This window comes from Massilia soli (assembly GCF_016809835.1).
In the GTDB taxonomy this organism is placed as follows: domain Bacteria; phylum Pseudomonadota; class Gammaproteobacteria; order Burkholderiales; family Burkholderiaceae_D; genus Telluria_A; species Telluria_A soli.
Genome location: NZ_JAFBIL020000006.1, coordinates 147186 through 163196 on the forward strand (window position 1 = coordinate 147186; position 16011 = coordinate 163196).

Annotated in this window: 16 protein-coding genes, 1 tRNA gene and 1 riboswitch; of the genes, 9 read left to right on the forward strand and 8 right to left on the reverse strand. The window is 62.9% G+C overall.

Annotated elements, in window-relative coordinates:
- The first annotated feature begins 157 nt into the window (after positions 1 to 157).
- The 6 genes from fdxA (at position 158) to I4X03_RS15710 (ending at position 5677) form a co-directional block, all read left to right on the forward strand.
- Positions 158 to 481: a ferredoxin FdxA gene (gene fdxA / locus I4X03_RS15685; protein ID WP_223469180.1), complete on the forward strand. Its 324-nt coding sequence runs from the start codon at positions 158 to 160 to the stop codon at positions 479 to 481.
- A 97-nt stretch (positions 482 to 578) separates the two neighbouring features.
- Complete coding sequence (locus I4X03_RS15690; protein WP_223469181.1) at positions 579 to 1676, forward strand: NAD(P)/FAD-dependent oxidoreductase; 1098 nt, start codon at positions 579 to 581, stop codon at positions 1674 to 1676.
- 257 nt (positions 1677 to 1933) lie between these two features.
- Positions 1934 to 3169, forward strand: coding sequence for a polyhydroxyalkanoate depolymerase (locus I4X03_RS15695; protein ID WP_223469182.1), 1236 nt, complete (start codon positions 1934 to 1936; stop codon positions 3167 to 3169).
- A gap of 94 nt (positions 3170 to 3263) precedes the next feature.
- Positions 3264 to 3971 carry an electron transport complex subunit RsxB gene (gene rsxB, locus I4X03_RS15700; protein ID WP_223469183.1) on the forward strand — a complete coding sequence of 236 codons (708 nt, stop codon included), beginning with the start codon at positions 3264 to 3266 and terminating at the stop codon, positions 3969 to 3971.
- Entirely contained in the window at positions 3968 to 4624 is a 657-nt protein-coding gene (nth, locus tag I4X03_RS15705; RefSeq protein WP_223469184.1) for an endonuclease III, read from the forward strand. Before rsxB ends, nth begins: the two co-directional genes overlap by 4 nt.
- 42 nt (positions 4625 to 4666) lie before the next feature.
- Positions 4667 to 5677 (forward strand): MYG1 family protein, encoded by a 1011-nt coding sequence (locus I4X03_RS15710; RefSeq protein WP_223469185.1) that lies wholly within the window; start codon positions 4667 to 4669, stop codon positions 5675 to 5677.
- A gap of 549 nt (positions 5678 to 6226) precedes the next feature.
- On the opposite strand, the gene I4X03_RS15715 is transcribed toward I4X03_RS15710, so the two are convergent.
- The 6 genes from I4X03_RS15715 to rplU all read right to left on the reverse strand — a co-directional run bounded on the left by I4X03_RS15715 (position 6227) and on the right by rplU (position 10674).
- A complete protein-coding gene (locus I4X03_RS15715; protein WP_223469186.1) occupies positions 6227 to 7303 on the reverse strand; it encodes a DUF4272 domain-containing protein in 1077 nt (358 codons plus the stop codon).
- A gap of 2 nt (positions 7304 to 7305) precedes the next feature.
- Entirely contained in the window at positions 7306 to 8424 is a 1119-nt protein-coding gene (proB, locus tag I4X03_RS15720) for a glutamate 5-kinase (protein ID WP_223469187.1), read from the reverse strand.
- A complete protein-coding gene (locus I4X03_RS15725) occupies positions 8399 to 8818 on the reverse strand; it encodes a DUF4345 family protein (RefSeq protein WP_223469188.1) in 420 nt (139 codons plus the stop codon). The genes proB and I4X03_RS15725 overlap by 26 nt, the downstream gene beginning before the upstream one ends.
- A 14-nt stretch (positions 8819 to 8832) precedes the next feature.
- Positions 8833 to 9942: a GTPase ObgE gene (gene obgE, locus I4X03_RS15730; RefSeq protein WP_223469189.1), complete on the reverse strand. Its 1110-nt coding sequence runs from the start codon at positions 9940 to 9942 to the stop codon at positions 8833 to 8835.
- A gap of 104 nt (positions 9943 to 10046) precedes the next feature.
- Positions 10047 to 10319 carry a 50S ribosomal protein L27 gene (gene rpmA / locus I4X03_RS15735; RefSeq protein WP_223469190.1) on the reverse strand — a complete coding sequence of 91 codons (273 nt, stop codon included), beginning with the start codon at positions 10317 to 10319 and terminating at the stop codon, positions 10047 to 10049.
- A gap of 43 nt (positions 10320 to 10362) precedes the next feature.
- Complete coding sequence (rplU, locus tag I4X03_RS15740; RefSeq protein WP_106760570.1) at positions 10363 to 10674, reverse strand: 50S ribosomal protein L21; 312 nt, start codon at positions 10672 to 10674, stop codon at positions 10363 to 10365.
- A 229-nt stretch (positions 10675 to 10903) separates the two neighbouring features.
- Between rplU and ispB the strand changes: the two genes are divergently transcribed.
- On the forward strand, positions 10904 to 11887 hold the full coding sequence (gene ispB / locus I4X03_RS15745) for an octaprenyl diphosphate synthase (protein WP_223469191.1): 984 nt from the start codon (positions 10904 to 10906) through the stop codon (positions 11885 to 11887).
- A gap of 43 nt (positions 11888 to 11930) precedes the next feature.
- Positions 11931 to 12007, forward strand: a tRNA-Pro gene (locus I4X03_RS15750).
- A gap of 47 nt (positions 12008 to 12054) precedes the next feature.
- Here I4X03_RS15750 and I4X03_RS15755 read toward each other — a convergent pair.
- A complete protein-coding gene (locus I4X03_RS15755) occupies positions 12055 to 12780 on the reverse strand; it encodes a hypothetical protein (protein WP_223469192.1) in 726 nt (241 codons plus the stop codon).
- 345 nt (positions 12781 to 13125) lie between these two features.
- Here I4X03_RS15755 and I4X03_RS15760 point away from each other — a divergent pair, with 345 nt between their 5' ends.
- Positions 13126 to 13386, forward strand: a complete 261-nt coding sequence (locus I4X03_RS15760; RefSeq protein ID WP_223469193.1) for a hypothetical protein — start codon at positions 13126 to 13128, stop codon at positions 13384 to 13386.
- 350 nt (positions 13387 to 13736) lie between these two features.
- Here the strand turns inward: I4X03_RS15760 and I4X03_RS15765 are convergent, their stop codons facing one another.
- The gene (locus tag I4X03_RS15765) at positions 13737 to 15572 is read right to left on the reverse strand and encodes a S8 family serine peptidase (RefSeq protein ID WP_223469194.1); all 1836 of its coding nucleotides are present in this window, start codon (positions 15570 to 15572) and stop codon (positions 13737 to 13739) included.
- 107 nt (positions 15573 to 15679) lie between these two features.
- Positions 15680 to 15763, reverse strand: a riboswitch (cyclic di-GMP riboswitch).
- Positions 15764 to 16011: the final 248 nt, after the last annotated feature.

The following is a 16011-nucleotide window of genomic DNA, read 5'->3' on the forward strand; positions in this document are numbered from 1 at the left end:
ATGGCAATTTTGCAGGCCCGGCCTGCATTTGCTTATTTGTATAGTGTCTAAGCCTGAATTGTGGGAAAAACCGAATTGCCTTAAAATACAGTGCTTTGCTATGGTTGGCGGGCACTCCCAAGCCTTCCGCAGTACCCCTTTTACTCATAGGACTGTTATGACCCACGTTGTCACCGAATCGTGCATCGCATGTCGCTACACTGATTGCGTCGATGTATGCCCGGTAGATTGTTTCCGGGAAGGCCCGAATTTTCTGACGATCGATCCGGACGAGTGCATCGACTGCGCAGTCTGCGTGGCCGAATGCCCTGTCAACGCGATCTATGCCGAGGAAGACGTGCCGTCCGACCAGCAACAGTTCATCAAGATCAACGTTGACCTGGCACGCGCATGGCCATCGATCACCAAGACCAAGCCGCCGCTCCCGGACGCCGAGGAGTGGAAGGACGTCAAGGACAAGCTGAATAAGCTGATCCGCTAAGCGGACCTGCCGCAGGCAGCCGGGCCGGCTTTCCGCGCGCCGGCATCGCTGCTGCGCGGCATGGCAACACACATCAAAATCAACAGGAAGTAATCGCATGACAATCTCCGCCACCCACGAAGCAGGCAGCATCGCTGCCAACAGCACCTTTTCCGGCGCAATCGAAACCGATGCCGTCATCATCGGCGCGGGCCCGGTCGGTCTGTTCCAGGTGTTCGAACTCGGCCTGCTCGAAATCAAGGCCCACGTGATCGACTCGCTGGGCGCGGTCGGCGGACAGTGCGTTGAACTGTATCCGGACAAGCCGATCTACGACATCCCGGCGGTGCCGGTGTGCACCGGCCAGGAATTGACCGACAACCTGCTCAAGCAGATCGAGCCGTTCGAGCCGACCTTCCACCTGGGCCAGGAAGTGACCGGCGTGCAGCGCCGCGAAGACAACCGCTTCAACGTCGAAACGTCCAGCGGCACCCGCTTCATCACCAAGACCATCTTCATCGCCGCCGGCGTCGGTTCGTTCCAGGCGCGCACCCTGAAGGTCGACGGCATCGAAGCGTTCGACGGCAGCCAGCTGCACTACCGCGTCAAGGACCCGTCGATTTTCGACGGCAAGAACCTGGTGGTTTGCGGCGGCGGCGACTCGGCGCTTGACTGGGCCCTGAATTTCGTCGGCAAGGCCGAATCGGTGGTGCTGGTGCACCGCCGCGACGACTTCCGCGCCGCGCCTGCCTCGGTCGCCAAAATGAAAGCCCTGTGCGACGCCTACGAAATGCAGCTGATCACGGGCCAGGTCACCGGCTTCGACGCCAAGGACGGCAAGCTGTCCGAAGTGAAAGTCACCGGCGCCGACGGCGTCACCCGCCGCGTGCCGCTGGACATGCTGCTGGTGTTCTTCGGCCTGTCGCCGAAGCTGGGCCCGATCGCCGAATGGGGCCTCGACATCGAGCGGCGCCAGCTGAAGGTGGTCGATACCGAAAAGTTCGAGACCAACGTGCCGGGCATTTTCGCCGTGGGCGACATCAACACCTATCCGGGCAAGAAAAAGCTGATCCTGTCGGGCTTCCACGAAGCCGCGCTGGCCGCCTTCGGCGCCGCGCCTTACATCTTCCCGGACAAAAAGATCCACATGCAGTACACGACGACGTCGCCGAAACTGCACAAGATCCTCGGTGTCGAGACGCCAACCTTCGATTAATGCGCGTTCCGTATCATTGACGCCACCAAAATGCCCCGCCGAGTCGGGGCATTTTTCTTTTGTGTTAAGTAGCACATAAAAGATTCGCAAACTCATGTGTTACAACTATGTCTGACCAGAAGTAGCCCTACTCCCTGCTGGCGCATTGGCAAATTGCCAATGAGCATAACTAATTGCATTGCAGTCTCGCGAATGGCCTATAATTGACCGCGCAGGGCAGGAAAGAACGCCCGTGCACTTTACTTCGAGGAATCTGTATGCTTTATCATTTGCACGAGATGCAACGCTCATTCCTGATGCCGCTGATGCAATGGGCTGATGCGTCGTCCAAGATATTTTCGAATCCGGTATCGCCGCTGGCGCACACCCCGTTCTCCCAGCGCATCGCCGCCGGCTACGAGCTGATGTACCGTCTCGGAAAAGACTACGAAAAGCCGGCCTTCGGCATCGACACCGTCACGATTGGCGCCGACACCGTGCGCATCGTCGAACGCATCGAAATCGACAAGCCGTTCTGCCGCCTGCTGCACTTCCGCAAGGACCTGGACGCCAAGTCGCTGGCCAAGCTGGACAATCCCAAGGTCCTGCTGGTCGCCCCGCTGTCGGGCCACCACTCGACGCTGCTGCGCGACACCGTGCGTGCGCTGCTGCCGAACCATGACGTCTACATTACCGACTGGACCGATGCGCGCATGGTGCCGCTGTCGGCAGGGCCGTTCCATCTCGACGATTACATTTTCTACGTCCAGGACTTCATCCGCCACCTGGCCCCTGACCTGCACGTGATTTCCGTATGCCAGCCGACCGTACCGGTGCTGGCGGCCATTTCGCTGATGGCCACCGCCAACGACCCGCAACTGCCAAAGACGATGACGATGATGGGCGGCCCGATCGACCCGCGCCGCTCGCCGACGGCGGTCAATGACCTGGCGATCGAAAAGCCGTTCTCGTGGTTCGAGAACACGGTGATCTACTCGGTGCCGGGCAACTACCCGGGCGCCGGACGCCGCGTCTATCCCGGCTTCCTGCAGCACGCCGGCTTCATCGCGATGAACCCGGGCCGCCACGCCCAGAGCCACCGCGAGTTCTACAACCACCTGGTGGCGGGCGACGACGAACCGGCCGAAAGCCACCGCCAGTTCTACAACGAGTACAACGCGGTGCTGGACATGCCGGCCGAGTACTATCTCGACACGATCAAGACCGTGTTCCAGGACCATGCGCTGCCGAAGGGCACGTGGGAAGTCGGCGGCCAGCTGGTGCGTCCGCAGGACATCAAAACGGTCGCGCTGCTGACGGTCGAAGGCGAGCTCGACGATATCTCGGGCGCCGGCCAGACCCAGGCCGCGCATGACCTGTGCAGCGGCATCCCGGCCAAGATGAAGCAGGACTATGTCGCCGAGAAAGCCGGCCACTACGGCATCTTCTCCGGCCGCCGCTGGCGCGAGACGATCTGCCCGAAGATTGGCGAGTTCATCCGCAAGCACGGATAAGCTTCCACCGAATGCCGCCTAACCAGCGGCATTTTTTTTGTCCGCATACAAATTCGGTGGATACGGCCTTCGGCCGGCGCCGAGGTGGTGGATAATGGTGGTTTTACCGATTCCACACCCCGTGACCAAGTCCCTCGCCGACCAGCTGGAAGACCTGCTGCCGCAAACCCAGTGCACCAAGTGCGGGTATGCCGGCTGCCGTCCGTATGCCGAGGCGATCGCCGCGGGCGAGGCCGGCATCAACCAGTGCCCCCCCGGCGGCATCGAGGGCGTCGCGCGGCTGGCGAGTTTTCTTCACCGCGCCGTCATCCCGATCAACCCCGCCAACGGCGCCGAGCGCCCGCGCCCGGTCGCCTTCATCGACGAGGCCCTGTGCATCGGCTGCACCTTGTGCATCCAGGCCTGTCCGGTCGATGCGATCCTCGGCGCGACCAAGCAGATGCACACGATCCTGCCAAGCCTGTGTACCGGCTGCGACCTGTGCGTGGCGCCCTGCCCGGTCGACTGCATCAGCATGATGCCGGTCACCGGCGAGCGCACCGGCTGGGCGGCCTGGTCGCAGCAGCAGGCCGACGCCGCGCGTTCGCGCCACGATTTCCGCGCGCTGCGCCTGCAGCGCGAGCGCGCCGAGAACGACGCGCGGCTGGCCGCGAAAGCCGCCGAGAAGCTCAAGGCGGTAACGCTGGAGGCGGCCAACACCCCCGAGGAACTGGCCGAGAAAGAGCGCAAGCGCGCGATCATCGCGGCGGCCCTGGAGCGCGCGCGCATCAAGGCCGGCGAACCAAAGACCACCGACCAATGAACGCAGCAAAACGATACGAGATCTTCGCGCGCCTGCGCGCCGCCAATCCGAACCCGGTCACCGAGCTGGAATACAGCACGCCATTCGAACTCCTGATCGCGGTGCTGCTGTCGGCCCAGTCGACCGACGTCGGCGTGAACAAGGCCACGCGCAAGCTGTACCCGGTGGCCAACACGCCGCAGGCGATCCTCGACCTGGGCGAGGATGAACTGAAGACCTACATCGCCACCATCGGGCTGTACCACACCAAGGCGAAAAACGTGATCGCCACCTGCCGCATGCTGGTGGAGAAGCACGGCGGCGAAGTGCCGCGCACGCGCGAGGAGCTGGTGGAGCTGCCCGGCGTCGGCCGCAAGACCGCCAACGTGGTGCTCAACACCGCCTTCGGCGAGGTGGCGATGGCGGTCGATACGCATATCTTCCGCGTATCGAACCGCACCAACATCGCACCGGGTAAAAATGTCGATGAGGTCGAGCACAAGCTGCTCAAGTTCGTGCCGAAGGAGTTCCTGCTCGACGCCCACCACTGGCTGATCCTGCACGGCCGCTACACCTGCATCGCACGCAAGCCCTTGTGCTGGAACTGCGTCATCAACGACCTGTGCGAATACAAGGCGAAAACGCCCGCGCCGGCCAACCTGCTGCCGGTTTAACCGGTATCATCTCGTATTAACCGAAGCAGGAGCACGACCCCGATGATCATTGCAACCCATAGCGGCAAATTCCATGCCGACGACGCCTGGGCCGTCGCTGTACTGAACATCCTTTTCCCCGATAACGAGATCGTTCGAACGCGCGACCAGGCCAGGATCGACGCCGCCGATTTTGCCATCGATGTCGGCGGCACCTACGAGCCGGCCAGCGGCCGCTTCGACCATCATCAAAAGGGCTTCGATGTCGCGCGCCCGAGCGGCGTGCCGTACGCCAGCGCAGGGCTGGTATGGCGCGAGTACGGCGCGCGCTGCGTCGCCGCCCTCGCCGAGACGCATGCCGGGCACCAGCTGCCCGCAGATGCGGCGCGCCAGATCGCGTATGCCATCGACGACGACGTGGTGCAGTACCTGGACTTGTCGGATGTGGGCGCGGCCAAGAACGCGCCCGGCGGCTACGGCCTGTCGGCGATTGTCTCCGGCTTCAATCCGAACTGGCTGGACGACCAGCGCACCGGGTATGGCGAGCCGGCCGAAGCGTATCGCCTCAGCCAGTTCCGGCGCGCGATGGAAGTGCTGGCCGATGTCCTGGTCAACCAGGTCAAGTACCGTGTCGGCGCGCTGCTGGCGCTCGAACAGGTGCGCCAGGCGGAGCCGCTTGAGAATGGCCGCGTGCTGTTCCTGAAAAACGGCGCGCTGCCGTGGACCACCGTGGTGCGCAAGGAGATGCCGAAGGTGCTGTTCGTGGTCAGCTTCAGCATCGCCGACCAGCGCCACATGCTGCACACGATTCCCGTCAGCCCGGACAACTTTACCGCGCGCGCCGACCTGCCCGAGGCATGGGCCGGCTTGCGCGATGAGGACCTGGCAGCCGTGACCGGCGTGGCCGACGCGATCTTCTGCCACAACGGCAGGTTCATCGCGGCGGCGAAATCGTACGACGGCGCGCTGACGATGGCGCGCCAGGCCTTGCAGGCGATTGACGATGGCATGCCGGCGCGCGTGCGCGAAGCGGTCGGCGCCGGCGCTAACGCGCCCGAACAACCGGCCCGCTGATCACGTCGTTCCCGCGAAAGCGGGAACCCATGCGGAGTATGGTTTCCCGCCTGCGCGGGAACGACGCAACTCAGGTCGGCGTATCGACCTGATCCCAGCCGGCGTGCTGGAAGCGCACCAGCGCGCAGACGCTAACGGACCCGAACAGCCGGTCCGCTAATCACGTCGTTCCCGCGAAAGCGGGAACCCATGCAGAGTATGGTTTCCCGCCTGCGCGGGAACGACGCAACTCAGGTCGGCGTATCGACCTGATCCCAGCCGGCGTGCTGGAAGCGCACCAGCGCGCCGACGCTAACGGACCCGAACAGCCGGTCCGCTAATCACGTCGTTCCCGCGAAAGCGGGAACCCATGCAGAGTATGGTTTCCCGCCTGCGCGGGAACGACGCAACTCAGGTCGGCGTATCGACCTGATCCCGGCCGGCGTGCTGGAAGCGCACCAGCGCGCCGGCGCTAACGCCCCGAACAGCCGATCCGCTAATCACGTCGTTCCCGCGAAAGCGGGAACCCATGCAGAGTATGGTTTCCCGCCTGCGCGGGAACGACGCAACTCAGGTCGGCGTATCGACCTGATCCCAGCCGGCGTGCTGGAAGCGCACCAGCCAGTTCAGCGCGTGGTGGCGCTCCATGACCACGTCGACATCCACGCCCGGCGTGGCCGTGCGCTTCTTCAGGCGCTGCTGGCGGATGTGCCAGTGCACGCGATAAGTCAGGTCGAGCGCGTCGAGAATCTCGGCGCCGGCGCGCACCACAGGGCCGCGCATCTCGATCATCTTCGCCACCGTGGTGGCGGTGTCGCAGGCCTCGGCGGGAAACGCCAGCGTGTCGACCAGGCCAAGCGCCCACTCCAGCAGATGCAGGCTCTCGTAGCGCCAGATGAACTGCGCGCACTCTTCCTGCGACGGCGCCTCTTTCTCCAGGAACGCGCGCTCTTCCGGCGACAGATAATCGTCCGCCAGCGGCATTTTCGACAGCAGCGTCTCGGCGCTCATCGGCTCGCCCGAGGCGACCGATTCTGCGCGCAGCGAGATCAGCAGCAGCGCGCGTGCGCGGCCGATGATGTCGTCGCGGTCCTGCAGCACCAGTTCATCTTCGCTGATCAGCGGCGGCAAGGTATCCGGAACCTCGATGCCGCGTGCCGCCAGCGCCGCCTCGCTGGCCGCCTTGCGGGTCCAGGCCTGCGCCGGATACGGCATGAGCGCCTGCGCATCGGTGCTGCCGTCGTTCTCGTCGACCAGCACCAGCCCGTCGGGGTCGCGCACCTGGCCGTCCTTGGTGAACAGGATGGCGTTGGATTGCTTCGCCCACGCATACAGCGCGGCGGTGTCGTCGGCGCCGATGCTGATGGCGAGGTGGTGGTGGACGCGCTGCAGGTGCAGGATCACGTGGTATTTTTCGCGCGACATCTGGCCGTCGCCCCGGTCCAGCACATAGCCGCAGAAGTCGTTCAGGTGCGCCAGCAGCTCTTCGTCGCCAATGTCGCGGCGCAGGTGCAGCACGTGGGCGAACGGCGGCTTGGGAATCTCTACCCGGGTGCAGTAGGCGTTGAACAGCAGCGTCTCGCCGGTCGGCGCAGCGGGCGCCGCGGCCTGGCGGGTCGGGAGCAGGCCTCGAAGTTTTTCAAGCATCGTCAGATCAGTACCATGTTGTCGCGGTGGATAAGCTCGGGCCCTTCGAGAAAGCCGAGAATTGATTCAATGTCGGTGGACGGCTTGCGCATGATGCGGCGCGCCTCCGAGCTAGTATAGTTGGATATGCCGCGCGCGACCGGCGTTCCGTCCTCCGACAGGCAGGTAATCACCGCGCCGCGGCCAAATTCGCCCCTGACCTCGACCACGCCGATCGGCAGCAGCGACTTTCCTTCCCTGGTCAGCTTGGCCACCGCGCCGCCGTCGAGCACCACTTTGCCCGCCGTGTGCAGGTGATCCGACATCCACTGCTTGCGCGCGGTGGTGCGGCCGGTCTGCGCCAGCAGGCAGGTGCCGATCGCCTCGCCGCCGGCCAGCCGCGTGAGCACATTGTCTTCGCGGCCCCAGGCGATCACGGTGTCGGCGCCCGAGCGCGCGGCGCGCCTGGCGGCGAGGATCTTGGTCAGCATGCCGCCGCGCCCAAGGGCGCTGCCGGCGCCGCCGGCCATCGCTTCGAGCGCCGGGTCGCCGGCCTTGCCGTCGGCGATCAGGTACGCCGCAGGGTCCTTGCGCGGGTCGGCGCTGAACAGGCCTTTCTGGTCGGTCAGGATGATCAGCGCGTCGGCTTCGATCAGGTTGGCCACCAGCGCGCCGAGGGTGTCGTTGTCGCCGAACTTGATCTCGTCGGTGACCACGGTGTCGTTCTCGTTGATGATCGGGACCACCCCGAAACGCAGCAAGGTGGTCAGGGTCGAGCGCGCGTTGAGGTAGCGTTCGCGGTCGGCCAGGTCGGCGTGGGTCAGCAGCACCTGGGCGGTGCCCAGGCCATGCGCGCGGAAGCTGGTTTCGTAGATTTGCGCCAGGCCCATCTGGCCGACGGCGGCGCAGGCCTGCAGCTCGTGGATATCGGTGGGACGCTTGTCGAAGCGCAGGCGCAGCATGCCTTCGGCGATCGCGCCGGAGCTGACCAGCACGACTTCCTTGCCGAGGGCGCGCAGCGCGGAGATTTGCGCGGCCCAGCGCGCGATGGCGGCGTGGTCGAGTCCGCGGCCGTCGTTGGTGACCAGCGAGGAGCCGACCTTGATGATGATGCGGTTAGCTTTTTGTATGACTGAGTTCATCGGCGCGCGTTCCAACAGGTCGCGGGCGCAGCGCCAGCAGCCCGAGGCCGCCCAACAGCTCCAACCCGCATATGACTAACAAAAAACCCTGGGGCAGGCCGATCGCGAAGGCCGCGATGAAGCGGCCGGCCGGCTGCGCCAGGAGGAATAATGCTGTGATATCGCCGAGGAGTGGCTGGTCGCCGTGCCTTGCCGCCAGCAGCGCCAGTCCCGCGGTCGCGAGACGGACGCCGACATAGATGGCGAAAAACTGGCTGTAGCCGTTGACGCCAACGAGTAGCATTCCCATGCTGCCGGCCACGCGGTCAGGATCGAGCAGGGCCGCCAGCGCGGCCAGCGAGCTGGCGATGGCGATGAGCTTGAGCAGCGAATGTCGCAGCCGCGCCCGTTGCATGGGAACTGCCAATTCTAGTCCAGAATCTTGAAACGTGGATCGTCCGGGTCGATCGATGCAATACCGCGCGCTTCTTCGGTCATCTGGGTTTCTTCGGCGCGGTGCTCGCTGTTGCGCTTTTCTTCCAGGTGCAGGTAGATGGCGTTGACCAGTTCCTGGCAACCTTCGCGGTTGAGCGCCGAGATCTCGAACACAGGGCCCTTCCAGGCCATGCGCTTGACGAAGTCCTTGACCACCTTCTTGCGATCGCCCTCAGGGACGACGTCGAGCTTGTTGAGCACCAGCCAGCGCGGCTTGTTGAGCAGCGATTCATCGTACTTCTCGAGTTCCTTGACCAGCGCCTTGGCTTCCTTAACCGGGTCGACGTTGGTCTCGAACGGCGCCAGGTCGACGATGTGCAGCAGCAGGCCGGTGCGCTGCAGGTGGCGCAGGAACTGGTGGCCGAGGCCGGCGCCTTCGGAGGCGCCCTCGATCAGGCCGGGAATGTCGGCGATGACGAAGCTCTTCTCGTGCGACACGCGCACCACGCCCAGGTTCGGGTGCAGTGTGGTGAACGGGTAGTCGGCGATCTTCGGCTTGGCGTTCGATACCGCCGTGATGAAGGTCGACTTGCCGGCGTTGGGCATGCCGAGCAGGCCGACGTCGGCCAGCACCTTCAGTTCCAGGCGCAGTTCGCGGCGCTCGCCTTCCTTGCCTTCGGTCTTTTGACGCGGGGCGCGGTTGGTCGAGGACTTGAAGTGGATGTTGCCCCAGCCGCCCTCGCCGCCTTTGGCGAGCAGTTCGGTCTGGCCGTGTTCGGTCAGGTCGGCGATGATTTCGCCATTGACGTTATCGACGATGAGCGTGCCGACCGGCATGCGCAGGACGATGTCGTCCGCGCCCTTGCCGTAGCAATCGGAGCCGCGGCCGGCTTCGCCGTCGCGCGCTTTATGCATCTTGGAGTAGCGGAAGTCCACCAAGGTGTTGATGTTGCGATCCGCAACCGCCCAGATGGAGCCGCCCTTGCCGCCGTCGCCGCCGTCAGGACCGCCGAACGGGCGGAACTTCTCGCGGCAGAACGATGCGCAGCCATTGCCGCCGTCGCCACCGATGACTTCGATTCTTGCTTCGTCGATAAACTTCATAATTTTGTACCGCCATAAAACTAAAAAGGCTCTACCTTGGGCAGAGCCTTTCGATGGAAGGCTTGCGCCTTACAATGTTGCGCCGCGAGCGGCGCGAGCGCGTCTTACGCTGCTGCCGTTTGAGCGGCAACCACGGTAACGAACTGCTTCGAGCCAATGCCCTTTTTCACGAACTTGACGGTACCGTCGACCAGTGCGAACAGGGTGTGATCCTTGCCCGTACCGACGTTGGTGCCCGCGCGAACTGGGGTACCGCGCTGGCGAATGATGATGCCGCCTGCGTTGATGACCTGGCCGCCGTAAACCTTAACGCCAAGGCGCTTTGATTCTGAGTCACGGCCGTTGCGCGTTGTGCCGCCGCCTTTTTTGTGTGCCATTTAGATGCTCCTTGATAGCTTGATTAAATCGGGCAAACAGCAATTAGCCGTTGATCGATACGATTTGGATTTCGGTGTAGTTCTGACGATGGCCTTGGTGCTTCTGGTAGTGCTTACGACGACGCATCTTGAAAATCTTCACCTTATCGTGACGACCGTGTGCCACAACAGTAACCAGAACCGTTGCACCTTCGACCAATGGCGCACCAAACTTGATGGTGTCGCCCGCGCCTACTGCGAGTACTTGATCGATGGTGAGTTCGGAACCAATGTCTGCCGGTATCTGTTCTACTTTAAGTTTTTCGCCAGCGACAACTTTGTATTGTTTGCCACCGGTTTTTATGACCGCGTACATGATTTGAAACCTCATCAAATGTTAGAAAATTTCCCTGGCCGGAAGCCGGGGAACCGCGAATTATACACGGGATGGGTTTTCGCGTCAAAAGGTGTGCACAAGCCCGGCAGTTCGTGGTATGTCAGCAACTTTGCCCAGCAGCCCTTGCACGAGAGCCAATGTTGCCATTGGGACGACAACGCGTGCTTGTCGTATAATCCCCACACCTAACGTCCAATGCAGGTTCGCCTTGTCCGCCGCTACCCCACAACAGAATAACATCGCCCACTCGATCGCTCCAGACATGGAGGCGGTCAACAAGGTGATCCGTGAACGCCTGCATTCCGAAGTCACGCTGGTCAACCAGATCGCAGAGTACATCATCGGCGCCGGCGGCAAGCGCATCAGGCCGGTGCTGGTGCTGCTCGTTGCCAACGCCTACGGGTACAAAGGCAGCGCCCACCACGAGCTGGCGGCAGTCGTCGAGTTCATCCATACGGCCACCCTGCTGCACGACGACGTGGTTGACGAATCGTCGATGCGGCGCGGGCGCCAGACCGCCAACGCGCTGTTCGGCAACGCGGCCTCGGTGCTGGTGGGCGACTTTTTGTATTCGCGCTCGTTCCAGATGATGGTTGGCCTGAACAATATGCGGGTCATGCAGATCTTGTCGGATGCCACCAATGTGATCGCCGAAGGCGAAGTGCTGCAGCTGCTCAATATGCACGACCCGGACGTGACCCAGGAAAGCTACCTCAAGGTCATCCGCTCGAAGACTGCCAAGCTGTTCGAAGCGGCAGCCCAGCTGGGCGCGCTGATTTCGGGCGCCAGCGACGCCGAGATCGATGCCGCTGGCGAATACGGCCGTTCGCTCGGCACCGCGTTCCAGCTGATCGACGACGTGCTCGATTATGCCGGCGACGCTGCCGAGATCGGCAAGAATGTCGGCGACGACCTGCGCGAAGGCAAGCCTACCCTGCCGCTGATCTACCTGATGGAAACGGGCACCCCGGAACAGCGCGAACTGGTGCGCAACTGCATCGAGCAAGGCGACGAGCAGCATTTCGATGCGATCCTGTCGGCCATCACCACCAGCGGCGCCCTCGACTACACTCGGCGCGAAGCCGACGTTGCCGCAAAGCGCGCAGCGGACGCGATCGCCGGACTGCCGGACAGCCCATATAAACAAAGCTTGCTCCAGCTCTGCGCGTTCGCCGTTGACAGGAACCACTGACGTTTCTTAGAATTTAAGCGCTATCTGTATATAGGCTGCCCGTCGGGGTGTGGCTCAGCCTGGTAGAGCGCTGCGTTCGGGACGCAGAGGCCGGAGGTTCGAATCCTCTCACCCCGACCAGGTCCTGGGTGCGTCTTGTTATTCTTTAATGCCAACGACTGCTCAAGCTATAGCCGCGACCACCCGGCATCTCCGCCCGGGCACGTAATGGTGCCCGCCGTCCCCGCACCACCCGCTGAACCCGCGCCAGCCAGTTTGGCCCCATCGCTGCGCTCGATGCCGGAGCCGATGCCGCCGCTCTGGCGACACCAGACCTTGCCGCCGCGGCGAAAACGGTAAACGATCACGCCGTCGGCCTGCCTCAGGGTTTCCGTCACCGTCGCGAGGGATCGATCGATGTAGGCGCTGTCAAGCGCGCCGCGCAAGCGGGCAATGGGGAGATCCGGGTCAGGCGCCAGCGGACCTAGTTTGCCCCCGCGCAGCTCGTGGTCGATCGCGCCCACTTGGCGCTTCGCCACTTCCATCAAGCGATTGACGCCGAGCGCATCGGACGGGCCTTGCCGGGGCGCGGCCCGGTCCTGCGGCGGCTCGTCCTGGTCGAACGGTTCGGCGGCAGGGGCTGTAGCAGGCTTGGATGCGGGCGCAGCGGCAAGCTGCCGCGCCACGGGGCCAGGCGATATCTGACGCGGTGGCGGCGGCGATGGCGGCGGGTCGGGCGGCGCTGCTGCGCGCAGCCACGTCAGCGTGAAGTAACGCTGCCGCGCGTGCTGATCGGCCGTTACGTTCGCATTTATCCACCACAGCGCAAGCGCCAGGTGAAGCGCCAGAACAAGCGCCATCGGCAGGATCGCCACCGGCTGTTTTCCCGGGCGCCAGCTTGCCAGCCTTGTCATGTGTGCGGAGTCGCCACTGGGTCCGATGCTATGGTCATCGGCAACTTACGTAGTGAAAACAGCGTCATTTTCCTTTGTGGTGGGTGCGGCGCCTGGGCTGGTGGCCGAATCATATCTCAGCGGCCGCCGTTGGTGGCCTAAATAACAATTCCTCCGGAACGAGCATGCCTGCCATTTCCATGTGGCAATCAAATACCCCTTATCACCATCGCTGATGACCGATTCGCGCCCGCTTCCTCGATATTCACAAAAACTATGATGCACATCAGAAATCTAAATTTTCTTTATACCTTCGACTCTTTTATACTGCACTGCAACAACACATGCAAATAACAGGAGTTTTAGATGACCACCGCCACTTACCAAGCCACTGACAGCTTGCGTGACTATTTCGCCAACGTCGGCCGCGCCGCCCGCGCCTTCGCCGCGGCGCTGTTCGCCGCCCAGGAACGCCAATATGTCGCGCAAGTAGTGGCGCCGTCGGACACCGTTTGCCCACGCGTCATGCAAAAAAGCCGCATGCAACTGTTTGCCATGGCGCGCAACTGCGAAGACATGGCGCCGTCGCTGGCAGCCGAGCTGCGCTACCTCGCGGCGCGGGGTTGATCATGGAAATGCTCGGTTTCCTGCCAGGCGCGATCGCCGCCATTGCAATGGTTGTGCGCATCGTGATGTTTTTCCGTTTTGAGTACAAGTCCGGCGCGAAGTCGGCAGCGTAAGTCGCAGCCAGCCGCAAGGGCTGGCTGATCGCAGCGTCCGCGCTGTCGATTGCGTTCAACGGCCCGGGGCGTTCGCCGCCGGGTCCAGTTGAAAAGAAACCCGGGACTGTCCACATTGGCCAGTCCCGGGTTTTGTCGTATACGGCCTTCCACACTGGAGGGGACATCGCAAAAAAATGCGGGCAGAAAGCTTTCGCCCCCTGCCCGCAGTACGAGTCCGCCTCGCCGCTGGACGGTTTATTTGACCACGTTGACGATCACTGTTGTTTCGGTCAGGTTGCCAGCCTTGTCCTTGGCGGTGGCCTTGATGGTGTGCGCGCGGGCTACATACTTGTGCGCTTCCCAGGTCCAGGCCAGCGTGCCGCCGTTGCCGTAGGCGCGCAGCACGCCGTCGATCAGCAGCTGCAGGCGCAGGCCGGAAACATCGCGGTTGTCGGTCGCGCTGACGCTGATGGTCAGGGTGCCCGATACGTTACCGGCAACCGGATTCGTGATCGTGACCACCGGCTTGACCGTATCGACGGTCGGCTCGGTCGTCGGCGCAGGCACCGGCTCGGCAACGACGTTGGCCACGTTGACGGCGACATTGGTCGAGCTACCCGCGTTGCCAGCAGCGTCGTACGCAACGGCAACCAGGTTGACCATGCCGTTGGCCACGCCGGTCGAATCCCAGCTGAAGCTGTACGGTGCGGCGTTATCGACAGCAACGACGGTGCCGTTGGCCTTCAGTTCGACACGGGTGACGCCGACGTTGTCGGCTGCGCTGACGTTGACGGCAACCGCGCCCGAGACCGTGACGCTGCCCAGGGGCGCCGAGATGGCGGCGGTCGGCGCGGTGCTGTCGCCTGGAACGCCGTAGTTCTTCGCTGCAGCGACTGCCGCGGCGGCATTCACGCGGCCGTAACCGTAGTAGATGTCGCGCCCGGCGCTGCCGAGATCGACCGCGGTCGAGTACAGCAGCGACTGGATCGTGTCCGCGCTTAGTTCAGGGCGCGCGGCCATCATCATCGCGGCGACGCCTGCGGCGACCGGGCTCGAGAACGAGGTGCCGTTCTTGCTTGCATACTTTCCGCTAAGGGTGGTCGTCCAGATCCCGCTGCCCGGCGCTGCCAGCGATACCGCGCTGCCGTAGCTGGAGAAGCTTGAACGTGTATCCGAGCTGGTGGTCGACGAGACCACCACCAGCGCCGGATCGGCAACGATCTTCTCGTCAACGTTGGCGTTACCAGCCGAAACAAACACCAGGCCGCCCTTGCTCTTCATATAGCGCGCCGCGCTGAGCACTGCCGAACTGGCGGCCAGGCGCGCATAGCTGGCGTTGGCGATGCGCGCGCCGTTGTCCGCTGCGTAGGTAATGCCGGCAGCGATCGAGCTGTAGGTCGCGTAGCAGTTGTTGTAGGTGGTGTTCCAGTACGCGATGCGCAAAGGCATGATCTTGGCGGCGCCAGCGATGCCAGCGACGCCCAGGCCGTTGTTGGTCGATGCCGCCGCCGCGCCTGCGACTGCGGTGCCGTGGCCGCAAATGTCGCTGACATCGGCGTTGTTGTCGTAGATATTGCGTCCTGCGACCAGGTTTGCCTTGAGGTCGGGATGGCTCGCCTCGATGCCCGAGTCGAGGATCGCGATCGTGATGCCTGCGCCAGCCGACGAATCCCAGGCGGTGGAAGCGCCGATCTTGTTGACGTGCCAGGCGCTGCCGATGTAAGGGTCGTTCACCGCCAGGGTGCTTTCGACGATGCGGTCGAGCTCGGCATACTTGAATTCCGGGCGGTGCTGCAACTGTTTCAGGATCGCCGTTTCCGACGCGTTGGCCGGCAACTCGACGATGTGCAAGTTGCTCTGGCCAATTTTGCGCGACTTGCCTTTGTGCGGCTTGACCAGCTTGTCGAGCGATTCCGTCGACATGCCAGGCTTGACTTCGATGAGCAAGCGGCCGCGGACGTAATCATTGACGCCAGGTTCCAGTTGCGCGGCAACTGCGGTCGGGACCGCGAAAGCACCAGCCAGCGCGAGCGCGAAGACGGTGGCACGGGCAGGCAGCGAGGAGCGGGAGAGGTTGGAGGTGAGGAGCATGATAACAATCCTGTCTGATAAAAAATTAGAGGCAGGATTGCGAAACAGTCCAGTGTAAGACGCGTGCGGACGCGGTCCCACTTGCGCAATTTTTGCGCCTGGAAATGCCTGGCAGTCCTGCCGTCATAGGGAAACCCGTTAGACCGTTGACTTTGCGTCCTCCCCTTTCGAGGAGTTTGCCGTTTACAGATATTGAACTTACTGTACCGCAATTGATTACGTACGGCAATAAAATTCGATTGAAAACTGTGGTTTGAGCGTCGCGCTTGCGACAGATCAGTAATACCCAACTCGCTATAGAGCAATTCGGACAACTCAATTATTAAATCGATATTGAACTGCAGCGCGAATAACCCGCCATGGCTGCCATCGCGACCGGCTAACAGGCGGTATTGCGTAGGTTATGCAACGGGACACATCGCATAAACAATATTGATGA